19 protein-coding genes are annotated in these 22,196 nt (G+C 45.6%); 11 read left to right on the top strand and 8 right to left on the bottom strand.

Translation table 11 applies throughout. The features are described from left to right. Positions 1-12: 12 nt before the first annotated feature. Together LZ23_RS05165 and LZ23_RS05160 are read left to right on the top strand one after the other, a co-directional pair. A complete protein-coding gene (locus LZ23_RS05165) occupies positions 13-309 on the top strand; it encodes a PG0541 family transporter-associated protein (RefSeq protein WP_052507131.1) in 297 nt (98 codons plus the stop codon). A 97-nt stretch (positions 310-406) separates the two neighbouring features. After that, on the top strand, positions 407-1,324 hold the full coding sequence (locus LZ23_RS05160; RefSeq protein WP_084590899.1) for an AEC family transporter: 918 nt from the start codon (positions 407-409) through the stop codon (positions 1,322-1,324). Positions 1,325-1,407: 83 nt separating this feature from the next. On the opposite strand, the gene LZ23_RS05155 is transcribed toward LZ23_RS05160, so the two are convergent. Both LZ23_RS05155 and sfsA read right to left on the bottom strand, forming a co-directional pair. Then, complete coding sequence (locus tag LZ23_RS05155) at positions 1,408-2,283, bottom strand: DMT family transporter (RefSeq protein ID WP_045212187.1); 876 nt, start codon at positions 2,281-2,283, stop codon at positions 1,408-1,410. Next, a complete protein-coding gene (sfsA, locus tag LZ23_RS05150) occupies positions 2,277-2,981 on the bottom strand; it encodes a DNA/RNA nuclease SfsA (protein ID WP_045212185.1) in 705 nt (234 codons plus the stop codon). The genes LZ23_RS05155 and sfsA overlap by 7 nt, the downstream gene beginning before the upstream one ends. Positions 2,982-3,714: 733 nt before the next feature. On the opposite strand from sfsA, the gene LZ23_RS05145 reads away from it, so the two are divergent. The 3 genes from LZ23_RS05145 to amrB all read left to right on the top strand — a co-directional run bounded on the left by LZ23_RS05145 (position 3,715) and on the right by amrB (position 8,461). Next, complete coding sequence (locus LZ23_RS05145; protein WP_198145904.1) at positions 3,715-4,734, top strand: sigma-54 interaction domain-containing protein; 1,020 nt, start codon at positions 3,715-3,717, stop codon at positions 4,732-4,734. A gap of 193 nt (positions 4,735-4,927) precedes the next feature. Then, entirely contained in the window at positions 4,928-7,615 is a 2,688-nt protein-coding gene (locus tag LZ23_RS05140; RefSeq protein ID WP_198145903.1) for a tetratricopeptide repeat protein, read from the top strand. Between the two features lie 45 nt (positions 7,616-7,660). Further along, on the top strand, positions 7,661-8,461 hold the full coding sequence (gene amrB, locus LZ23_RS05135) for an AmmeMemoRadiSam system protein B (protein WP_045212181.1): 801 nt from the start codon (positions 7,661-7,663) through the stop codon (positions 8,459-8,461). A 105-nt stretch (positions 8,462-8,566) separates the two neighbouring features. On the opposite strand, the gene folD is transcribed toward amrB, so the two are convergent. From folD to LZ23_RS05115, 4 genes are all read right to left on the bottom strand, one after another. Beyond that, on the bottom strand, positions 8,567-9,418 hold the full coding sequence (gene folD / locus LZ23_RS05130; protein WP_045212179.1) for a bifunctional methylenetetrahydrofolate dehydrogenase/methenyltetrahydrofolate cyclohydrolase FolD: 852 nt from the start codon (positions 9,416-9,418) through the stop codon (positions 8,567-8,569). 2 nt (positions 9,419-9,420) lie between these two features. Then, positions 9,421-10,713, bottom strand: coding sequence for a phosphopyruvate hydratase (gene eno / locus LZ23_RS05125; RefSeq protein WP_045212177.1), 1,293 nt, complete (start codon positions 10,711-10,713; stop codon positions 9,421-9,423). Between the two features lie 15 nt (positions 10,714-10,728). Then, a complete protein-coding gene (locus tag LZ23_RS05120; RefSeq protein ID WP_045212176.1) occupies positions 10,729-11,532 on the bottom strand; it encodes a type III pantothenate kinase in 804 nt (267 codons plus the stop codon). Between the two features lie 144 nt (positions 11,533-11,676). Beyond that, entirely contained in the window at positions 11,677-12,789 is a 1,113-nt protein-coding gene (locus LZ23_RS05115; protein ID WP_084590898.1) for a (Fe-S)-binding protein, read from the bottom strand. 861 nt (positions 12,790-13,650) lie between these two features. On the opposite strand from LZ23_RS05115, the gene panC reads away from it, so the two are divergent. The 6 genes from panC (at position 13,651) to LZ23_RS05080 (ending at position 19,370) form a co-directional block, all read left to right on the top strand. Next, the gene (gene panC, locus LZ23_RS05105; protein ID WP_045212171.1) at positions 13,651-14,496 is read left to right on the top strand and encodes a pantoate--beta-alanine ligase; all 846 of its coding nucleotides are present in this window, start codon (positions 13,651-13,653) and stop codon (positions 14,494-14,496) included. Between the two features lie 100 nt (positions 14,497-14,596). Then, positions 14,597-14,956 (top strand): aspartate 1-decarboxylase, encoded by a 360-nt coding sequence (gene panD / locus LZ23_RS05100; protein WP_045212169.1) that lies wholly within the window; start codon positions 14,597-14,599, stop codon positions 14,954-14,956. Continuing rightward, on the top strand, positions 14,949-15,614 hold the full coding sequence (locus LZ23_RS05095) for a DUF502 domain-containing protein (protein ID WP_045212168.1): 666 nt from the start codon (positions 14,949-14,951) through the stop codon (positions 15,612-15,614). The genes panD and LZ23_RS05095 overlap by 8 nt, the downstream gene beginning before the upstream one ends. Continuing rightward, entirely contained in the window at positions 15,611-16,780 is a 1,170-nt protein-coding gene (gene metK / locus LZ23_RS05090; protein ID WP_045212166.1) for a methionine adenosyltransferase, read from the top strand. Before LZ23_RS05095 ends, metK begins: the two co-directional genes overlap by 4 nt. A 726-nt stretch (positions 16,781-17,506) precedes the next feature. Then, positions 17,507-18,313: a MotA/TolQ/ExbB proton channel family protein gene (locus LZ23_RS05085; RefSeq protein WP_045212164.1), complete on the top strand. Its 807-nt coding sequence runs from the start codon at positions 17,507-17,509 to the stop codon at positions 18,311-18,313. 154 nt (positions 18,314-18,467) lie between these two features. After that, positions 18,468-19,370 (top strand): DMT family transporter, encoded by a 903-nt coding sequence (locus tag LZ23_RS05080; protein ID WP_045212159.1) that lies wholly within the window; start codon positions 18,468-18,470, stop codon positions 19,368-19,370. 244 nt (positions 19,371-19,614) lie between these two features. Here the strand turns inward: LZ23_RS05080 and LZ23_RS05075 are convergent, their stop codons facing one another. Both LZ23_RS05075 and LZ23_RS05070 read right to left on the bottom strand, forming a co-directional pair. Continuing rightward, on the bottom strand, positions 19,615-20,037 hold the full coding sequence (locus tag LZ23_RS05075) for an alpha/beta hydrolase family protein (protein ID WP_269745160.1): 423 nt from the start codon (positions 20,035-20,037) through the stop codon (positions 19,615-19,617). 21 nt (positions 20,038-20,058) lie between these two features. Beyond that, a complete protein-coding gene (locus LZ23_RS05070; protein WP_045212153.1) occupies positions 20,059-21,936 on the bottom strand; it encodes a hypothetical protein in 1,878 nt (625 codons plus the stop codon). Between the last annotated feature and the right edge of the window lie 260 nt (positions 21,937-22,196).

The raw sequence follows: 22,196 nt of genomic DNA, 5'->3' as shown, positions 1-22,196 counted from the left end.
CACGAGAGAATTATGAAATTTGTACATATCAGCTTCAGGTTTGAGTATACAGACAACATCGATGCCTTATTAGATAAACATCGCATAGATGATTATGTGCGCTACCCAATGGTGGAGGGCAAAGGCCAGGATGGCAAGCACATGGGGACTCAGGTTTTTCCGGGCAATTTTACTGTAATCCAGGCCCGGGTTGAGCCAGATCAGTTCCCGGGCCTTATGAGCGATCTGCAGGAGTTTCGCTCCAGTAAATCTTCACATCAGCATTTAAGAGTCATGGTGCTGCCTGTAGAAGACAGCCTGGGTTTTTGAGCATTTCACCGGGGAGACCCGGGATTGATCCTGAGTTTAATTTTGAAAAATAATCGGTAACTTTTTTGCATGCAATGCCCGCTTTAGAGAACCATAATTGTATAATGTATTCCTGGCACTTTCCCCAATCTTTATTTTGATTGTCATGGGCTGGATTTTCCAGCGTGCTCAATTTCCTGGTCCCACATTCTGGCCTATGGCTGAGAAAATTACATATTTTGTTTTTTTTCCGGCATTATTGTTTTTAAGTCTATATCAGGCAGACTTCAGTGAAGCAGACTTTCCTGTTTTAATCGTTGCAGTAAGCGCTCCCATGCTTGCTGTTTGCCTGTTAATGCTTTGTTTCAGGCCGCTGATCAGGATATCTGATCCTGCTTTTTCCTCACTCTTTCAGGGAGGGCTAAGACCTAATACATATGTAGGCATTTCTGCAGCGTACATTTTTCTTGGTGAAACAGGCCTCACTTTATCTGCTATGGTTATCGCAATAATGATTCCACTGGCCAACACCATAAGTGTGGCCGTAGTAACCAGGATGGGTGACAACCACAGCAAGGGGTGGCTGCGGGCTTTTAAATCTTTGCTGACCAATCCGCTGATTATTGCCTGTGCAGCGGGCATAGTGGCTAATTTGTCAGGCTTAAGGCTGGGACTGGGAACGGATGAAGTTGTGGGCATTCTCAGTCAGGCATCGCTGTCTCTCGGGCTTCTCGCTGTGGGCGCGGGGCTTGAGTTCAGGGGATTAGTGTCAAAATGGCTGCCAATTTTCTGTTCAAGTATTTTCAAGCTGGCAGCTTTGCCTCTCTTGATGGGCTACTTTGCATTATGGCTTGGTCTTGAAGCTGAAGTGGTTTTTGTTGCGGTTATTTTCGCATCGCTGCCATGTGGTGCTGCAGCCTATGTGCTGGCCAGGCAGTTGGGAGGCAGCTTAGATATGATGGCGGCAATCATAACTGTACAGACCGTTGCTGCCATGATCAGCATGCCACTGATACTGGGTCTTTTTTCCGGGTGAGTGCAACAGATAGATTGGTAAAAATATCGCTTCAAACCTGTCTGCCCTGAGTAACAAATCCGAATAATTTTCTGTAAAGCTGATCATTCCTCAGCCCTGATACCTGCCTGCATTATTACTCCGCTAATAATTACTGCTGCTCCTGCGTAACCCCAAAGGCCAAGATTTTCCTGCCAGAATAAATATGCCAGCAAGGCTGCCACAACCGGTTCCATGGTTGCGACTACAGCAGCCTGGGAGGCCTTAAGTCTGGCCAGACCTCTGGAATAGACAAAGTATGCAACATAGGTAGTGAAAAAACCGAGAAAAATCAGAGCAGGCCAGGCATTAATATCTGGCCAGGTAATATTGATGAACGGGATAAGCCCAAGAGCTCCCAGAATGAGGATCCAGAAGAAAATTGTGACTGGATGGTAACGGGCAAAAAGCTTTTTGCCGAAAATATAATACAGTGCGTATGTAAAACCGGCAATCAGTCCGAAGATAATGCCCGCAAGGGAAAATTCATGTCCGGCAATATCGTCGGAAGCAGCGGAAATCATGGCCACCCCGACAATGCATGCAGTGATACTGAGTGCTCCGGGTAATGATATTTTTTCCTTGAGAAAAATCATTGCCAGCACAGCCACCCAGGCCGGGGCAGTGTAAAGCAGTACAGAAGCTTTGGCAGCCCCTCCAAGGTCAACTGCCAGCTGGTATGACCCATAAAAACCAGTTACGCAGACCAGTCCAAAGACAAGCATAACAGGAAAATCATTCCTTTTGATTCCCATTTGCTGAATGGATATTGCGTGCAGCGCAAAAAAAAGCCAGCCAATAATTGCTCTCCAGAATGCAACTTCCAGCGGAGTCATGCCTTGAGCAAAGGCTGATTTGGCCACTGGTCCAATGCCGCCCCATAAAGCAGCTGCTGTAAGAATTAGAGCAAAACCTTTGATTTTTTCCAGATTGCTTACCATTTCAGGGATAACCTCGAACCCAGGGTAATGGCTGTTTCAGATATTTCAGTCTTGAATGCCAGGACTTCAAGTCCATGACTTACTGCATCATACATGGCCCTGGCAAATTCTGGATCTATAAAATCTGCAGGGCCGAAACATTTACAATCAGGGCGTTGTACCAGGTAAAAACAGGCCACCCTGTGTCCGGAACGGGCAAGAGAAGTGAGCTCCTTCATATGCTTTGCAGCTCTTGTGCTTATGGCATCTGGGAAACAGGCTCGTTCATCTTCCACCAGTGTAACATTTTTGGCTTCAATCCACATAACTCCGGAAGGGCCTTCAAGGCGCGCATCGATTCTGCTTTGTCCTGAACCTGCTTCTGCCTTGAAGTGTGTAAATTCCTCCAGTTCAGGTATCAACCTGTTCTTCCAGCATAGTTTAAGCATTTTGTTAGGGGTTTGAGTATTGACTCCTACCCAGAAATCATCATTTCTTACCAGTTCCAGTGTATAGGGAAGTTTTCTCTTGGGATTATCTGATACTGATGCCAGAAGTCTACGCTCAGGGCGAAGAAGGCCCAGCATGGAACCGGAGTTATTGGTGTGCATGGTCACAGGGCGATCTTGTGCAATAGCTTTGATGATGAATCTTTTTTCTCTGCTCACAAATCGGACATGTATGACTTTAGAAGGTAAAGGAATGGATTTTGTGGACAATTTTATTTACCTGTATTTTAAAAATAATTAATTGTGGTCCTGATAGTCAAAAGCTTTCGTGCTACACCTAGAATTACCTGTAACTCACAAAGTAACTGGAATCATATATGTAATAAATTCAGACTATTATGGTGTTATCATACAGATTGCTTCGGTCGCTTAGGCTCCCTCGCGGGTGACAGGTTTTGAGCAACTACATCCCTGACAGCTCAGGTGTCATTGCGAGCGAGTCTTCGAGCGCGGCAATCCCTAACGCGCCAAGGCTATTTCAAGTTACTCACAAGTTCAGTCCCGGGCAGCCCGGGGGAGGAGCTTATAATTCTCAAGTTGTGATGAATGGTTACAAAAAATAGAATTTCCGGATGAAAATTAATGAAACGTATTGACTTTACGTCATTCTTTTGACAGCAAAAAGTGAACAACACGATATCAGTTTTGCTTTTTTATGGAAAGTACAGGTTCTGCTACATATAATTTTTAAAATAATAAATGAAAACAGATGGTTGTCATGTTTGATTTGCCTTTGCTGGTAGCTTGGATATTTATTCTTATAGAGTAAGGTTTTTTTTAGAGAGGGGCATAAGGGCACTGCCAGTTTATAATTACCCATAAGGCAGCCTGGTCTGTCAAACAAGCATTAGCTGGCAAAGCCTCTTCTTGATGATATTTGCGGATGTCCGTAGAGGTGAGGGTTGATTTTACCATAATACGCTCAAAAGGATAAAATAATACGATGAATCTAAAGGAAAACGCAGCTATGGATAAGACTGGTATAATCGGCGAGAGCGACGTGCTCGAAGATGTGTTCAAGGTTCTAAACAAAGTAGCGCCGACAGATACTACTGTTCTGGTTACCGGAGAATCTGGCACCGGCAAGGAGCTTCTGGTCAGGGCGCTGCATAAAAACAGTCCCAGAAACAGCAAACCTTTCGTGCCCATCAATTGCGGAGCAATCCCAAAAGAACTCCTGGAGTCCGAGCTGTTTGGTCATGAAAAGGGTGCATTTACGCATGCCATCAGATCCAGGCCGGGCAGGTTTGAACTGGCAGATGGGGGCACTGTGTTTCTGGATGAAATCGGAGAAATGGACCTAAGTTTGCAAGTAAAGATTTTACGCTTTTTGCAGGAAAAAGAATTTGAAAGAGTTGGCGGTTCTCGTTCTCTTAAAGTGGATGTTCGCGTTATTGCTGCTACAAACAGAGATTTGGAAAAAGAAGTGGAACTGGGTAATTTCAGGGAAGACCTCTTTTACCGACTTAATGTCATTCCCATGATTTTGCCCCCTCTGCGTACAAGAGGCAAGGATGTACTTTTGCTGGCAGATTTTTTTCTCAACAGGTTCTGCGAAAAAAGTGGTTGTCCTAAGCTCAAGATTTCTTCACAGGCCAGAGAAATGCTTATGAATTATTCATGGCCGGGCAATGTTCGTGAACTGGAAAATTTCATGGAGAGAATGACCATTCTTTGTGATGGCAGCCAGATCACACCTGAAGATCTGCCGGATAAAATTTTGTTGGCAAGCGGGGTAGAGCCTCAAGAAACCAGGGTTGAAGTGAGAAGCTTTGATTGGCCGGTTCTAAGTGATATGAATGAAAGGAAAATGAATCTTAAAGAATTTCTTGATAAAATTGAAGAGAATCTGCTGATAGAGGCGTTACGTACTGCAGAGGGTGTCAAAAATCAGGCTGCTGAAATTCTGGGCATAAAGCGCACTACCTTGATTGAGAAGTTGAAAAAAAAGCAGCTTAATTGAGTTTCTGGCAACAAACTGGAAGCGCTAACGGGCTGAATTAGTTTTGTTAAAATTTTAGTTGCCTTGAACTCCACCTCTGATTTTCATGAATATGCTCAACTGACAAAAAATTCCAAACCGCCTGGGCGGTTTATTGGACCATATGAAGCTAAAGCTGACTCTCATTATATTTTTTCTGAGCCATTTGTGTTTAATGATTCATATTGACAGCATGGCGTTGGAATACAATTGGGGTTCTCATCCTGATCACGAGAGGGTTGTGTTTGAATTTCAGGGCGAGAAGCCTGGTTTCGATGTACTGCGTACTGGAAGGCAGGAGCTGACTCTTAATCTCCCTGCCGATATATGGCAAAGAGAATCTCAGCCATCCCCTGGTACCTTTCCTGAATCGGACCTTTTGGAAAGGCTCGATATTCACAACAGCAATATTGTACTATCCACCACTACCAGTTCATTTGGCTTTATTTCATTTGTCAGTCAGGATAATGTAGTTATTGATATTTTTTTTGATTCCTTTGGCGATGCCTGGAGTGACCATGATTTTGTGTCGGCTCCTCTCGACCTGGAGCCTGTACCCCCGCCAGTTCCAGATGATACTCCCATAGAGCAGCCTGCAGTCAGGGAAATTTTACCTCGAGCAGATGGATCCCCGGTTGTGGATCAAGATGAGCCCCCCGCAGATGAATCGGATGTCAGACATCGCCTCAGGATGCCTGTTCAAATGACAACTCCGGAACAAGTCAGTTTGATGCAGCCCGATGATGAGCCTGGAGCCAATATTGTCAGGCGGTCCATCAGCAGGGTTGAGTCTGAGCCTCCCCCCCCTGAAGCAGAAATTCAAGAACCAGAAGTAACGGAAGCTGATCCAATAGCACAAGAGCCTGCCCCTGAAGTTGTTTATCCAGATCTTGATTATCCTGAACAAGTACACGATATGTATGCTGACCGTATTTTTGCGGCTCAGGCCATGATGAGCGGGGCTGATTTCAGGCCGGCAGTCAGATTGCTCGAAAGCATGCTTGATGATCCGGAATTGCCAGAAGAGCATCTTAAAGAAGTTCTTTATACCTATGCCAATGCTAACTTTCAAATGCTCAGATCAGAGATGAGAGACAACTACACTGATATTGTGGCGCCATTTGAGAGAGCAATAAATTATGATCCCAACTCTCCAAGGGTGGCGGATGCCTTGATGAATCTGGGCTATATTAACCTCAGGGTTGGTAATGAACCTGAAGCCAGGGGCTATTTCAACCTTTTAAGAGACAGTTTCCCTGATGACCCCAATGTTCCATCTACATATTTTTACTGGGGGGATTATTTCGAGAATCAGGGACTTTATGAGGAGGCTGTTGAGCAGTTTGAATATATTATCCAGGAATTTCCTGAGGATGATCTTGTGCAGCCGGCTGCTCTGGCCCTGGCCAGGACGTTGAGTGAGCTGGATTTTCATGAAGACGCCCTGGATATTCTTGACTTTATTGAAAACAGATGGCCAAGGTATTACATTGATGATCCGGATGCACTCATTCGTGCCGGATATATTTTGTACCAGAATGACAAGCTGGATGAAGCCAGAGAAAGATTTCTGCACTATATTAATCTCAGGCCGGATGGCGAACACGTGCCAGTTTCCATGGCCAGGATTGGAGATATTTATCTGCTGCAGGGCAGAAGGGATGCTGCGAGAGAGATGCATGAGGAAACCGTGCGCAAGTATCCGGATGAAGAGGGCGGGTTGATTGCGGCTATGCGTCTGGCTGAAGAGGGGATATACGATGATCCCAGATTGAGTGATTTTGATCGTCCCTTTTCCATGCGGCCCAGGGCCATTTACAGAAGAATAAGTGAGGAGTTCCCTGAAAGTCCGCTGGCATCGGTAGCGCTTCTCAAACTGGCCATGTGGGATATACATCATGGCTATTTCAATTATATAGAATCATTAGAGGCAATCGAAAGGTTTTACGAGCTTTACTCTCACAAGGAGCTCTGGCCCAGAGCCTTAGAAATAGGTTTTGAAGCCTTTTCCTCGGTGGTGGCCCAGGATTTTCCAGAAAAAGATTTTGAGAATATAATAGAAACATGGGAGACTTACTCCTATCTGAACGAGCATCCAGAAATGCTCAGCAGTGAGGCCAGAGTCGCCCTGGCCAGTGCTTACTGGCATAGTGACAGGGCAGGGGAGGCCCTGGCCCTGGCGCAACCGCTTCTTGATGAACCAGAAATTGACGAGCACAACTATGCGGCTTTATCACTCTTAATGAGTATTTATCTTGAAACATCAGACTGGGAAAGCCTCAAGGATCTGGCATCTCATGTACGAGACTGGGACCTTCCCAGGGATGACAGACTGCAGGTAGATTATGCTGAAGCTCTGGCTATGCAGAATACTGCGTTGGAAGATGAAGCGCTGCCTATCTGGAGACGACTGGCAGTAGAAAGGGATTTTCCAGGAAGTCAGCGGGCTTTTGCATTGTTTTTCCTGGCCTGGGATGCCTTTGAAAGGTCTGACTATCAGAATGTATATATTTTTGCCCAGGAAGCGTTGGCTCAGTTCATGGAACAGGAAGAGCAAAATGTAAACCGTATCATGACCTGCCTTGATATGCTTATAGAAGCCACCTCCAAAACCGGCAGGGTGCGGGAAGCTCTGGTCTGGGCCCTTGAATATGAAAACTATATCACCAGAGACGACCCTGACTGGCCGGCTTTTCAATACCGGCTGGCCAGAATTTACAGGATGAACAATCAATTCGAGCAATGGGAGAGAACATTGCGCAGAATTATAAGAGAGTTTCCAGATGATATGTACAGCCGAATGGCTCGCTCTGAAATTAATACCAGAAGATTGACAAGTGATGCTGAACAGTATCGTCCATAAGAGGCTTATTCCTCAAAGGAGCACTACAGACAATAAGGAGGAGATATGAATAGACAGCCAGTAGTAGCAGGGCAGTTTTATCCTGGCAATGAAGCTGCACTGAAAGATAAGGTAGCTGGTTACTTACATGGAGAGCGTGACAGCCAGAAGACGCTGCTGGCCATGGTGCCTCACGCAGGTTATATTTTTTCCGGTAAAGTAGCAGGCCGGACTCTGGCCAGGGCTAATCTGGCATCCAGGGTAGTTCTGCTGGGTCCCAACCACACAGGACGGGGAGCAAAGATCTCGGTCTGGCCGGATGGATCCTGGATTATCCCAGGTGGCGAGATAAAAGTCGATCAGGAGTTGTCATCCGTGCTGCTGGGAATTGATGGTTTTACCGCAGATTATGATGCTCATGCGGGCGAACACTCATTAGAGGTTATCTTGCCATTTTTGTCCGTAATCAGGGCTGATTTTTCCATGGTCCCTGTAGCTGTATCTCAGACTGATCTTAACAATCTTCTGGCTGCTGGAAAGGCAATTGCCCATGCTGTCAGGCAGAAAGACCTGGAAGTGAGCATAGTTGTCAGTACTGATATGAGTCATTATATTTCGCATGAAAATGCCAGTAAAGTTGATGCCAAAGCTCTAGAACAGATCCTGGAACTTAATCCGGAAGGCTTGTATGAGACAGTACGCGCCAATAATATTTCCATGTGTGGAGTATTACCCATGGTAATGGGTATGGCATGCGTCAAGGAACTTGGAGCAAAGAAAGCCGAGCTTGTATCCTACGCCACTTCTGGAGAAGTGAATCAAGACTACTCACAGGTAGTGGGATATGCTGGAATGATCATCAGTTAAATCGGGTGGTGCGCCGGATCCAAGGGAATGTCCACTCTGGGGCTATACCCGGGAAGATCCGGCACTCACTGCAATTTGACTGTTTTATAGATTCAATCTGTAGGTTTATGTTATTTTCATGCGTATTTTCCAGGACAACACAGTGTTACTGAGAAGGGCGGCAATGGTCATGGGACCAACCCCGCCGGGAACAGGTGTCATGGCCCTGGCTTTGGTTTTGATGCCTTCATAGTCACAGTCGCCGGTCAGTCCATCCTCAGTGCGGTTAATGCCAACATCTACCACAACTGCCCCAGGCTTCACCATATCCGCTGTTATGAATTTGGGAATTCCTACAGCCGCAAAAACAAAATCTGCCTTGCGCACATGTCTCGGGAGATCCTGAGTTCTTGAGTGGCAGACAGTGACTGTTGCACTGCGTCCAAGCAGCATTAAAGTTAGAGGTTTGCCCACAATGTTGCTGCGACCAACGATAACGCAGTCTTTGGCGCTCACGTCCAACTTGTATTCGTCCAGCATGGTCATGATACCCAATGGAGTACATGAACGAAAGCCTGGCAGCCCAAGGGTGAGCTTGCCGACGTTTTCGGGATGAAAACCATCCACATCTTTTTCAGGACTGATAAGTTCAAGGCATTTCTGGGAATTCAGCCCGGAAGGTAAAGGCAGCTGCAGAAGAATACCATCAACTTCTGGGTCTGCATTGAGTTTATGGATGAGAGCCTCAAGTTCATCCTGAGTTACATTAGAGCTTAGCCTGTGTCCGAAAGACTTGATGCCGATTTCATAACAGTTTTTTTCCTTGTTGCGTACATAGACTGCTGAGGCCGGGTCATCTCCCACCAGAATAACGGCCAGGCCGGGTGGTCTCCCGGCCTGGCTTTTATGACTATGCACCTGTTGCTTCAGCCTGGCTCTGATCTCGGCAGAGGTTGTTTTGCCATCCAGTACCAGCATGATTATTCCTCACCAAACCATTGCAAGGCCATGGCCGGTCCAAAATAGATGGCCTGGTCTTCAAGTTCTTCCTCGATGCGCAGCAGCTGATTATATTTAGCCAGTCGGTCGCTGCGGCATAGAGAGCCTGTCTTTATCTGGCCGGCATTAGTACCTACAGCCAGGTCGGCGATAAATGAATCTTCAGTTTCCCCTGAACGATGGGAAATTACAGTAGTATAACCTGAAGATTTGGCCATCTCAATGGTATCCATTGTTTCTGTAAGGGTACCTATCTGGTTCAGCTTTATGAGAATGGAATTGCCTACGCCTGAGGCAATGCCTTCGGCCAGAATTCCGGGATTGGTCACAAAGATGTCATCTCCCACTATCTGGACAAGACTATCCTCGGTCAAAGAAGTGAACTTCTTCCAGCCTTCCCAGTCTCCTTCTGCGTGGCCGTCTTCAATGGATACTAAAGGAAATTTGCTCATTAACTCTTTATAGTAGGCGCTTAGCTCATCTGCAGACATGACCAGATTTTCACCCTGAAAATGATATTTTCCATCTTTGTAAAACTCAGAAGCAGCAGCATCAATGGCAAGAGCAATTTCAGGCCCTGGCTGGTATCCTGCCTCTTCAATGGCTTTTATAATATATTCAAAAGCCTGGCTGTGGCTTTTGAGATTTGGAGCAAAGCCACCTTCATCTCCTACAGCCGTTGATAAACCATCCTTGGAAAGAATGGACTTGAGAGCGTGAAATGTTTCAGTGCCCATACGCAATGCATCGGCAAAGGTGGCAGCTCCAAGAGGCATGATCATAAATTCTTGAATATCCAGATTGTTGGGGGCATGAGCACCACCATTGATTATGTTCATCATGGGCACAGGCATGATTTTGGAGTTGATGCCGCCAATGTACTGATAAAGGGGCAGGCCTGAGTACTTGGAAGCAGCTCTGGCTACAGCCATGGAAACACCGAGGATGGCATTGGCACCCAGTTTGGACTTATTGTCTGTGCCGTCCAGATCAATCATGAATTCATCAATTTCTACCTGGCGCAAAGCGTCCATGCCGATAAGTTCGCCGCCGATATCCTCTAAAACATTCTTGATTGCCTTGCTTACTCCTTTGCCGCCGTACTCCTTTTCTCCGTCACGCAGTTCTACAGCTTCCCTGGTGCCGGTGGAAGCCCCGGAAGGAACTGAAGCACGTCCGATAAGGCCTGATTCAAGCAACACCTCCACTTCGACAGTGGGGTTACCTCTCGAGTCAAGAATTTGTCTTGCCAAAATGTCTGATATTATACTCATTGTATTCTCCCGTGGTTAAATGGTTACCTGGTGGGTTTTAATTATATTGTTAGCAAGGCATAGCTGTCTTAGTCCGAGCAGCAGTAATTGTGGCTGTAATTCCTGCATGGAAGGACAAAGAGGCAGCAGTTGTTCAGCTATGCCTCCCGTGCCTACTACCATCAGTTCTGACTCAAGTTTGGGCCTGAGTCGTTTTATCAGGCCTTCCACTAAGTCGGCAAATCCGAAAAGGGTACCCTGACTGAGGCTTTGCAGAGTACTCTTGCCAATTTCAATGTCCTTGCCGGCGTATTCAATACAGAACTGAGGCAGCTTGGCAGTCTGGGTGCTCAAGGCTCGTACGGAAGAGTTCAGGCCGGGACAAATGAGGCCGCCAAGATAGTTGTTTTTGGTAATGCAGTCAAAGGTGGTGGCTGTTCCAAAATCAATTACAATGATACTTGCCTGGGAATAAATATTTCTTGCCGCAAAAGCGGTTACAAGCCTGTCGGATCCAACTTCCATGGGTCTGCTGTACATGTTGTTGATGGGGATAGAAATATCGCCGGGTACAAAATAGCAGGGGCATCCGCAAAATCTGTGACAGGCTCGGGCCAGGGTTCCGTCCATGATGGGAACCACAGATGAAATTACCCATGCCTGAATGTTATGTGGTTCAATATTTTCTAAGCGAAAATAGTCGAGGATTCTAAGTCCGATAGAGTCTGGAGTTTCTTTTATGTCTGTGGGCAGCTTCAGCACAGATTTCAGGCCGCCCTGGTCGGTAAGACTGAGTTTGATATTAGTGTTACCAACGTCGAGAAGCAGGGTCCATGACATGTATTTTCCGGTTGTAGATTGTTTAGGGTAAACCGAGTTGAATATCTTCAGGAACTGGCCCGCAGGGCATTCAACCGGCGTGTGTTCAAAAAAGTTTCTGCTGGGCCATGTCAGTGTGTAAGATATAGTTTCAGATGATAATAGTCAAATTTTAATTGCTTCAAGCCAGTGGTCAGATATGATATTTGCAGGTGCATGATTAGCGAGCTGAAGAGCGCAGCCATTGCAGTCCGTGAGCACTCGGGCCTTGTATGTATTCTTGAATTTGTCCATAAACCTGGTTGCTATGGCAGCACTTAACCCGGAATTGATCATGGCAAAAAAACCGCCCATTCCGCAGCACTGATTGTCCAGGATGTTCAGATAAATACCTGCCTGTTGAAAAATAGAATAAAATATGGCGGGAGTTGACTTATGTCCGTGGCAGGGCTGGTGCCAGTAAAGAGACTCATCCTCTGATAAATTGCCGACAAAATGCAGGCTGGGCAGTAAAGAACTGAGGGGGAACACTGCTTCTTTGAATTTTTGACCAAGACTAAGGTCATGAGGCGAAAGGGCGGTATTTTTCAGTCCATGTGTGCAAGAGGCGCAGAAAGTAAAGATGCGAGGCTGTCCCGCATTTTGCCAAAGAGCAAGATTGTGCTCAAGGTCTTTAACTGCAGGACCAGGCAAGCCAGCAGAACTTAAAGGAAGGCCACAGCAGCGCCAGTCATGTATATCAGCAATTTCAAATCCACAACTGCTTAAAATCCTTAGAGCCTTTTTCTCAAGGCCAGGCATTAATGATCGAGCTGCACATCCTGGAAAGACTGCCGCTCTGCCGGATTGTTTTTGTAATGCATCCTGAAGGACGAGCAGTTCGGTTGCGGGTGCATGACTCTCAGCTGGTAAAAGTGGCAGGCTGCCAGGCAGGATGTGCTGAACTTTCGCGGCCGAGGCAAGGAGCTTGGGGTTGGAACGAAGAATCCTGGAAGCAAACCATATTTTCCAGTCCGGCCTGCTGGATTTGAGAATGGACAGCTCCTCAGGCAAATTTATGCCCCGTGGGCATATCCGCGAGCATCTGCCACATCCTACACATGTTCGTGAAGCATTAATTATGTCCTGCAGCTGAACACCATGCTCAGATCCCTTATCTAACAGGTATGATCTGCCCCGGGGGCTCATTTCCTCCAGGTTGGTAATCTCAAATACCGGACATACTTCCATGCACCTGCCGCAAAGTATGCAGTTATTTCGTGTCTGCTGCCTGCTCATGTATTACTGTCTAATTTTATCCCTGTGGTTTGGCAATAGATTGGCAGCAAACATTTTTGAAAGATATACCTGGAAACCTGCCACAAATAATTGGACATTTTAAAGATTTTGGGTTAAATTTATATGTTTTATTGTAGCAAGGTGTTGTGTTGCTTCAGGAGGCTGTCACTTTTCTGGAAATTGGGACAGTCCCTGCGAGGTACTTAAAAAATCAGCCTTAGCACGTTTGAGATTGCCGCGCTCGAAGACTCGCTCGCAATGACACCTGAGCTGTCAGGGAGGTAGTTGCTGAAAACCTGTCACTCACGAGGGAGGCTAAGCGACTGAAGCAATCTGTATCTTAAAACAATAATCTGAATTTATTACATATACGATTGTAGTTACTTGTAAGCTCCTCACCAGGGCGGACCGGGACCGAACTTGTGAGTAACTGTCTTTAAAGTGGAGCCTGCATCCTGCAGGCTATTTAATTCCAGGCGGCTGGAAGCCGCCTCCACCTTGAAGAACAGTCCCATATTTGGAAATTGGGACAGTCCCCGCGAGGTACTATAAAAAAGATTGATGCTGCATTGGTTCCTGTAAGTAATTTGGTTTGATGGCAAAATTTACACAGCGAGGGACAGTCCCCCTCCGGGCTGTAAGCCTCCGGGCAGGAAGCTGTGCTAAGCGCAAAGTTCACATCTTTGACGGAATTTTTCAGGCAAATGTGCATCAATCATAAGCAAAAATCGAAAAATCGAAAAATATGAAAATTGTAAACGTTTGATTTTATTAGCAAAACGATTCTAGTTGCTTGTAAGCTCCTTTCCAGGGCGGACCGGGACCGTTGTAAGAGCCAAACATACCCTAACATTGATAGTTATGAAGTTAGTTAACAGTATTTCTGAAATGCAGAACATAGGTCTGTCTGCCATTGTTGGCGGTCAAAAGCTGGCTTTTGTGCCCACCATGGGTTTTTTTCATGATGGGCATTTAAGTTTGATGCGCTGGGCAAAGGAGCACGCAGATGAGGTTGTAGTTTCATTATATGTTAATCCAGCGCAATTTGCCCCCAATGAAGATTTGGACAGTTATCCCAGGGATATCGAACGTGATATGGAGCTTGCTCGCGATATTGGTGTTGACCATATGTTTTTTCCATCCACCAGAGATCTTTATCCTGCCGGGTTTGATACCTGGGTCGAAGTGCCAGGTCTTTCCAGAACATTGTGCGGCCGATCCAGACCTCAGCATTTCAGAGGGGTTTCCACAATAGTATGCAAACTGTTAAATATTGTCCGTCCTTTCATGGCTGTTTTTGGACAGAAAGATCGGCAGCAATTGCTTATTATTGAGAAAATGGTCAAAGAGCTGAACATTCCAGTATTGATAGAAGGGCGTCCTACCTGTCGTGAAGCTGATGGTCTGGCCATGAGTTCCAGAAATTCCTATCTGAGCACAGAGCAAAGAAATCTTGCGCCACATATTTATCAGGGGCTCAGGATTATAAAAGATGAAGTGCTGTCTGGAAATACTAATCCCCTAAAATTGGAACAAAATCTCAAAGAATACTATCTTCATAATATTCCAGGGTCTGAGATAGACTATATTAAGATTGTTGACGCCAACACCTTAGAGCAACCGGACCTGGCCGGTAAAAATTCATTTATGGCTGTGGCAGTCAGGCTTGGAAGGGCCCGGCTTATTGACAATATTGTTTTGGGTTAGTTAGCTGAACAGTTAGGTTTTTTGTAATCATTTGTTTTTAAACACTAACCACGAACCACGAACCAGAAACCTGGAATCAGGAACCAGGAACCAGAAAGTCATGAACATTCGCACATTTTTACAAGCCAAAATTCACCGAGGAACTCTCACAGGAGCTAACCTGGACTATGAAGGCAGTATTTCAGTCTGCCCTGAGCTTCTTTCCGCCTCAAACATCCTGCCTTTTCAGCAGGTGGATGTATATAACCTTGAAAACGGTGAGCGTTTTACCACTTATATTATTAAAGGGGAGGAAGGCGAAATAAGGCTCAATGGTGCTGCAGCACATAAGGGTAAAAAGGGGCATAAGGTCATTATAGCCGCTTATGTCGGACTGTCTCAGGATAGCTATGCCTCTCACATGCCAGTACTGGTCTTTGTGGACAAGAACAATAAGGTTCGAGAAATAACAAATGGATGATAAACATGAAAATCTGACTCTTTTTGGAAGAATCAGGAAATTTCTCAAAGTCAATATTATTGCCGGACTGCTTTTTCTGACCCCAATAGCAGCCACATTTTTTCTGCTCAGGCTGACCATTGGCTGGCTGGACCAGATACTGCTCATAATTCCTGCAAAGTTTCGTCCTGAAAATTTTTTGCCTTTTCCTGTTCCAGGGCTTGGGCTCATCGTCCTGGTAATAGTGCTGATCTTGTCCGGTGTGTTTGTTCGCAATTATATCGGTAACAAGCTTGTCAAGATTTGGGAAAAAATCATTGATTATATTCCCATAGTCAACAAGATATATACAGCTGTCAAACAGCTTATTGACACCATTGCCAGAGGAACCTCCAAGGATTTCAAACGGGTGGTGCTTATTGAGTATCCCAAGGAAAACGTATTTGCCATGGCCTATGTAACCGGGATAGCTGTGGGAGAGTTGCAGGAAAAGACAAGGAGAAAAATGATTAATGTCTATGTGCCCACAACTCCTAACCCAACTTCAGGGTTTTATCTAATGGTTCCTGAAGATGAAACTATTCCTTTGGAAATGTCCGTTGAAGAATCTTTTAAATTACTTATGTCCGGTGGAATAATAACCCCGGAAAGAAAACAAAAACAGGGAGGAAATACATGATCTCATCCAACAGCCGTTATCTTTTTACTTCAGAATCTGTAACCGAAGGGCATCCGGATAAAGTAGCCGATCAGATATCAGACTCAGTTCTGGACACCATCATTGCCCAGGATCCCAATGCCCGTGTAGCCTGCGAAACACTGGTTACAACAGGTCTGGCTTTTATTGCAGGAGAAATAAGCACTGACGCTTACGCTGATTTTCCAAATATTGTGCGTGAGACAGTTAAAGATATTGGTTATAACAGCTCAGACATGGGGTTTGACTACGAAACCTGCGCAGTAATTTCGTCCATTGATAAGCAGTCCCCTGATATTGCAGTAGGGGTTGACCGTAAAAGTCCTGAAGAGCAGGGAGCTGGAGACCAGGGAATGATGTTTGGCTTTGCAGTAAATGAAACCAAGACCTTGATGCCGGCACCAATTTATTATGCACATAAACTTTCAAGACGTCTCTCTTATGTGCGCAAGGACAATATTCTGGAATTTCTGAGACCAGACGGCAAGACTGAAGTAAGCGTTGAATACATAAATGGAAAGCCCACCAGGATTCATGATGTGGTTGTGGCCTGCCAGCATAACGAAAATATTTCCTATGAAGATCTTGTGGAGGCAGTAAAAGAAGAGGTTATATTCAAGGTACTGCCTGAAGATATGATAGATAAAGATATACGCATATTTATCAATACCACTGGAAGGTTTGTGGAAGGCGGTCCCAAAGCGGACTGCGGTCTGACCGGTCGAAAAATCATTCAAGATACCTACGGTGGCATGGGTAACCATGGTGGAGGAGCATTTTCTGGAAAAGATCCTTCCAAAGTGGATCGCTCCGGTGCTTATATGGCCAGATATATTGCCAAAAATATTGTAGCTGCTGAACTGGCTGACCGGTGCGAGGTGCAGGTGGCATACGCCATTGGAGTTGCAGAGCCGGTTTCAGTTCTTGTTACCTCATGGGGTACAGGTGAGGTTCCTGACGAAACTCTTTCTCAGGCAGTCAAGGAGGTTTTTGATCTTAGACCTTACCATATCATCAAGAGGCTCAACCTTCAGCGTCCAATTTATAAAAAATCATCCTGCTACGGTCATTTTGGACGTGAAGATGTAGATTTTACCTGGGAAAAGACTGATGCTGTTGAGGATCTTAAAACAGCTTGTAAAGTTTAGGGATCTAACGCGTGCTTTGTCCAACAACCCACATTAAACAAGAATCGTTAATTTGTGCCAAAACCTTTTCAGGCTGAAGGCAGAAGGCTGAAGACTGAAGACTGAAGACTGAAGACTGAAGGCAGAAGGCTGAAGAATACTAATCTTGGGCATGATTGCTCTTTCAAGGTTAAAAACATTCTTGTTTTTTTCTACAGGATTGAAACGGTAAGCTACTAAAATGGCATTTGTCCATAACCCCCACGCTCGAGAGCATTTTCAGGATGCTCCGCGTCCACAAGTTATGGCAGAAAAGTTCAAGTACGCTCCCGCGCAGAGCGTGGGAGCGATAAAACTCTTTCAGTTACTCGCAGTTTCGGGCCTGGAGGCGCCCGCATGGAGCGCTTCTAAGTAACTAAAACCAAATTATCAACAAAATCAGACAGTTATAGTTTTTACAATTTTAAGATTTTTACATATGGTTGATTCTCAATTACCAGAAAAGTTCCGTCAAAGATGGGAAATTTGCGCCTGGCACAGGGACTGTCCCTCGCTGTGTAAATTTTTTCATTAAGGCAAATTTTTTACAGGAACCAATGCAGTATTAATCTTTTTTATTGTACCTCGCGGGGACTGTCCCAATTTCCAGAAAAGTGACAGTCTCCTAAAGTTACTCACAATTTCGGTCTCGGGCCGCCAAGGTGAGGAGCGTTTCTAAAGGGCTGGATCCAAAAGAATACAACATCAATGAACCAGAATCTATCTGAAAAAGTAAGGAGTTTTTTCCTGGCCAAATCAGCCAAAGAAAGTTCAAGGCTTTCCAGTGACTTTGACCTTCTGGAAATGCCGGTTGAGGCAGTGATGGCCTACTGGCTTTCCATAAAAAAAGTGCTGGATACAAAGGGGCAAGCCTTTTTGTCAACTGAAAGGGACAACACCACTGAACCTTTTGTCCATCATTTGCTTGGTCTTTTGTTGTCATCGCTTGGCCCGGAAAAGCTGGAGCGGTTTGGAGGAATTAAAAAACAGTCCATCCTGCGCGATTTTCAAAGAAAGTTCATTCTTATGTCCATCTCAATTCTGGGCATGTCCACTAATGAAAATCCGCAAAAGGTTCTAATCAGAATTATTTCCAAGTTTCCCATATCCCCGATTTACGAGCGTCAGGTCTTTGATGCTGCAGCCACAGTTTTAAAGAAAATGGATGAAGGCAGTTTGAATAAGGATAAGTTCCTGAATATTGACCACCGCATGAAAATAGAGTCTCTGATTATCAATCTTATTATTTACAATATGCTGGCCCGTCGTCTCGGGAAAAGGGAGTTGGGCGAATATGTGCAGCATATCCGTTCATTTTATTTTGTAGAGGGTCTGTCTTTGATAATTGACGGTTTTGATTATGACTTCATCAAGCATCGGTTGAATTTACAGAAAAAGGAGATTCTGGATCTGACTGAGTCAAAAATGGACATGTCTCTGCATATGTGTTCGGGAATAAAATCAGGGTTAAGCTATAATGATCTGCATCTTGTAGGCTCTTCTTACCTGTTTTGAACTAAAAGACGGGTTTAACCGCCTTCTCCTGCAAATAAAAAAAACTTCTTTCTTCCTTTGCGCCCTTTGAGTCTTGAGTGAGTCTTCCAACGGGCTGTTAAAATATTTTGTTTGAGTTGCGGGGTACAGCCCCAGTTAGTTAAGAGGAGACCTGGTGAATTTAAATACTATGTTTGTAGCGCTTGCAGCGTTATGCTGGGGCCTGTCAGGGGGGATCGGAGGCATTCTCACTGGCCAGGGCTGGGATCCGGTAGTTGTTTCCTTTTATCGAGGGGCTATTGGATTTTTGTTTGTGCTTGTCTGGTTAGCTCTGCGCCCCCGTGGCAATGGTCTGGCCTGTGGGCGTTTATGGCTCTGGTCGGCAGTTGCAGGTATTGGTGTGGCTGGAAACTTTTCATTTTACTTCATAAGCATAGCCGAAGGCAGTGTCGCTGTTGCAGCAACATTGATGTACTGTGCACCGGTGTTTGTCTACCTGGTATCTTTCACGCTCAAACTGGAAAAACCCACTATCTTCAAGTGGGCAGCCATTGTTCTGGTTATGCTGGGCATTGTGCTGCTCACAGGTATTTATGATATTGGAGCAGGAGAAGTTACACCATTGGCCGCTGGTGCAGGGTTGCTTTCCGGGTTATCCTACGCAGTATTTATTTTTGGCTTTAAATATGCTGCACCCCACGGCAGCCCCCAGGCGATTCTGGTGATTGCCTTTGCAGTCCTGGCTGGGATACTTTTCTGGCTGGGCGATGCTGACCAGACTGCTGCAGTCCTGAAGACTCCAAGCTGGCCGCTGTTTATTATTTTAGGTGTGGTTGGGGCTGGATTGTCTTTTATCTTTTATATTGTCGGGCTGAAGCATACTGCACCGGCAGTAGCTTCTATAATAGCAATGGTGGAGCCGGTCACAGCTTCTCTGTTCGGAGTGGTTGTTTTAAGCGAAACTTTGGCTGCTCTGCAGGTTTTAGGCATGGGACTGATCCTTGTTACTGTCACCGCGCTTAGCGTGCATTCAGGCGCAAAGGATGAGCCTCTTCCTCCTGAAATATCGTCCAGATAGTTGCATCCCTGGGATTTCACGCGGTGCTGGATCATATATTCCTGGGTGTTGTGGAAAGCTGTGATGATAGTAGTCTTTAAAGTAAACGGGCTTTGTCGTTATTATCATGAGCAGGCACTCCAGGATCCACTATGTTGCAGGTGGATCCCGGAAGAGCCAGCATCTGAGCCATATCCAAGGGTCTAAACTATTACAGAAGCTGAAGGGTCAGGGTTGAAAATGTCAGTTGAAAGTATAAAACAACTTACTGCAAATACTTTCTGAACCACTGAATCTGTTCCTGGGCAGCGTATAGTTTGTTGGGATCTTTGCTGATTCCATGCTGCTCATCCAGAAATCTGAGCATCCTGGCCGGAGTTCCGGCGGAATGAATGTCATAAAAGAAATTCTGGGCTATACCCACAGGCAGAAAATCGTCCACACCGTGAAAAACCAGGGTTGGAGTGGTTACGCTGCTGCCGTGAAATCCAGGAGAGGCCTGATAATAATGGTCCCGGGCCATCCAGGGAACACTGCCCATGAGATAGGCAATATGCGACGCATAACCCATCTGAAACTCGGTATGCAGATCCAGCAGACTGCACTGGGTTACAGCCGCGTCCCAGATTTCAGGATGCCGGACAATGCTCTGGGAGGTCATGTAACCGCCATAGGAGCAGCCGGTAATGCCGGCACCTTTATCAGATACCTAGCCTCTGCTCTTGAGCTGCATGGCTATGTCGGCCAGTTCGTCAATATCTATCTTGCCAAAATTCTGCCCCTGGACAAGTTCTGTCCAGTTGTCTGAATCCCAGCCAGGCCTTTCCTGCAAAGGGATCATAAGAACACTTATGCCCATTCGTGGCAAGAGGGTAAGAGGGGCTTCAACTCTGTTTATCCACGTATTGATCATGGAGTCGCCTGGTCCTCCGTTCTGCCAGAAAACAACCCTTTCATTTCTTGGAGGCCACTGCATATTTTCCGGGGCAAACCAGTATCCCTTGCGGACTTTTCCGCTCTCCAGGGTAAATTCTACAGGGTGTACAGCGACACCGGCAGCCAGGCTGATTTGAGTATTCATCTCTGTCAAATGAACTGCTTCTCCGCTGTCCAGATTCAGGCTCAACAATTCAGGAGCCTGATCTGCACTGCTGACCACCATAAACATGGACCGGTTATCAGGGAGTATCAGGCTGGATCTGATATAGCCTCTGTTGTAGAGCCTGGCTTGGGATCCGCTGTTGATATCATAGTGATATACTGCCATATCAAGGCCATCAATGAGCTCAAAGATCAGCTCATGGGTGCTCAGCCAGTTAATGTCGGGTATTTGGCCAGGATAGTTGAAAGGAGGGCTGTCAATGACATTATGGATATTTAGTTCATTGTCCACTATAAGATAGCTTGAAGACGCGGTCTTGATATAAACTGGCTTTTCTCTACCTTCCAGGACCGCTGGATGCTGAGTCATCAAGACCACCAGGTCTCCTGAGGGACTCCATACCGGCTTGGAATTGTTTGGAAACCTGGGATAGAAACCAGGAGTATTCCTGGCTTCCATGATTTTGGGTTGCGGGTTTTCAAGGCTCTGGATATCAAAAAAAAGTATACTGCTGTTGGTGTGCAGGGGGTTTTCTGAAGGCGCCAAAAGTCCTAAAGCCTCCTGGACATGAACATGGGTCAAAGACTCAACAACACCACCCTTGCGTACAATGTTTTCTATATGTTTGCCCATGTAGTTGTGCACCACAGTTAAATTTTTGCCATCTGGACTGAAAGATGCTGTGGGGATGACAGAAGCGGCGTTAAAAACAGCTAGTTCATGGACATCCATATTATTTAAGTCCACCTGAAGAAGAACTGAGTCTTCGGCAGTGATTTCCAGACCATCCTGCTCATCAAAAGCTGCCATTTTTTCAAGTATGGTGATGGTTTTGACCTTGGATGATTCCCGCTTTTCCCCTTGTTTCTGGAGTTGCGCGCGATCGTGTGGTGCAAGCACAAGCAGCTTAGAAGCATCTGGAGACAGGGCCAGAACATTGCCGCTTACCGGCAAAGGGTTATCCTCAACAAAAGTTCGGCCGTTGTTTTTATTTGTGCCTGCCATAAAAAGTGTTTCATCATTTTCATCTTCCAGAATGGAAACCAGATAATTTTCATCAGCCCAGGCAGTCTCTACCACAGGCATATCTAGAAGTTCAGAAGTAACAAAGCCTTTATTATGATCCACAAAGTTCCAGAATCCCTTCAAAGTTTCTTCTTCTGGATGGACCGCCCTTAAAGCCACTGTATCACCGGCTGGGTTCAATTCTGTTTCAAATTGTATATTCCATATTTGGTTAAGCTGACGAATCTTTTCCAGTTCTGCTTCAGGCAGGATATCTGCAGGAGGATCCTGCCAGTTGACAGTTACCAGTTCAGGATCATCTGCCAGAGCTTGAAGGCTCATCCCAATTACAAAACACATGGCCAAGATCAGGATCAAGCCCCTGAAGCTTAGAATGGCACATAGGCCGGAATCATTATGTTTGGTGTATCCTGTAGATGGGTTAGTTAAAAAACCGGATCCATTACTTCGTAAGGACATACTTTTACCTCCGTTTGTTCAAATCAGTTGCAACGAACCTGCGTTGGGGGGCAGTGACATTTAAGGGCCAAAAGCTCAAGAAGCAGGCTTAAGTTCATTGTGTATTTATTGTGCAGGCTGAGCATTACTTAGGCCAACCTTATTGTTTTAAAAGCTCCTCACCCCGGCGCGCCCGGGACCGAACTTACAAGTAACTATAATCTTTTTAATAATAAAATCAGTTGGTTACAGTTTTCACATTTTTACGATTTCTGCTTAGG

It is taken from the genome of Desulfonatronovibrio magnus (genome assembly GCF_000934755.1).
Taxonomy (GTDB): Bacteria; Desulfobacterota; Desulfovibrionia; order Desulfovibrionales; family Desulfonatronovibrionaceae; genus Desulfonatronovibrio; species Desulfonatronovibrio magnus.
Note: the sequence above shows the minus strand (reverse complement) of the source record. Positions and strands in the feature narration are given on the sequence as shown.

Bases quoted from the DNA above. Each gene is read 5' to 3' on its own strand.
- LZ23_RS05145 (WP_198145904.1), top strand. From the start codon at position 3,715: ATGAATCTAAAGGAAAACGCAGCTATGGATAAGACTGGTATAATCGGC.
- LZ23_RS05070 (WP_045212153.1), bottom strand. From the start codon at position 21,936: ATGTCCTTACGAAGTAATGGATCCGGTTTTTTAACTAACCCATCTACA.
- amrB (WP_045212181.1), top strand. From the start codon at position 7,661: ATGAATAGACAGCCAGTAGTAGCAGGGCAGTTTTATCCTGGCAATGAA.
- folD (WP_045212179.1), bottom strand. From the start codon at position 9,418: ATGCTGGTACTGGATGGCAAAACAACCTCTGCCGAGATCAGAGCCAGG.
- LZ23_RS05155 (WP_045212187.1), bottom strand. From the start codon at position 2,283: ATGGTAAGCAATCTGGAAAAAATCAAAGGTTTTGCTCTAATTCTTACA.
- panC (WP_045212171.1), top strand. From the start codon at position 13,651: ATGAAGTTAGTTAACAGTATTTCTGAAATGCAGAACATAGGTCTGTCT.
- LZ23_RS05085 (WP_045212164.1), top strand. From the start codon at position 17,507: ATGAACCAGAATCTATCTGAAAAAGTAAGGAGTTTTTTCCTGGCCAAA.
- LZ23_RS05095 (WP_045212168.1), top strand. From the start codon at position 14,949: ATGGATGATAAACATGAAAATCTGACTCTTTTTGGAAGAATCAGGAAA.
- LZ23_RS05115 (WP_084590898.1), bottom strand. From the start codon at position 12,789: ATGAGCAGGCAGCAGACACGAAATAACTGCATACTTTGCGGCAGGTGC.
- LZ23_RS05140 (WP_198145903.1), top strand. From the start codon at position 4,928: ATGATTCATATTGACAGCATGGCGTTGGAATACAATTGGGGTTCTCAT.
- LZ23_RS05165 (WP_052507131.1), top strand. From the start codon at position 13: ATGAAATTTGTACATATCAGCTTCAGGTTTGAGTATACAGACAACATC.
- LZ23_RS05120 (WP_045212176.1), bottom strand. From the start codon at position 11,532: ATGTCATGGACCCTGCTTCTCGACGTTGGTAACACTAATATCAAACTC.
- panD (WP_045212169.1), top strand. From the start codon at position 14,597: ATGAACATTCGCACATTTTTACAAGCCAAAATTCACCGAGGAACTCTC.
- metK (WP_045212166.1), top strand. From the start codon at position 15,611: ATGATCTCATCCAACAGCCGTTATCTTTTTACTTCAGAATCTGTAACC.
- eno (WP_045212177.1), bottom strand. From the start codon at position 10,713: ATGAGTATAATATCAGACATTTTGGCAAGACAAATTCTTGACTCGAGA.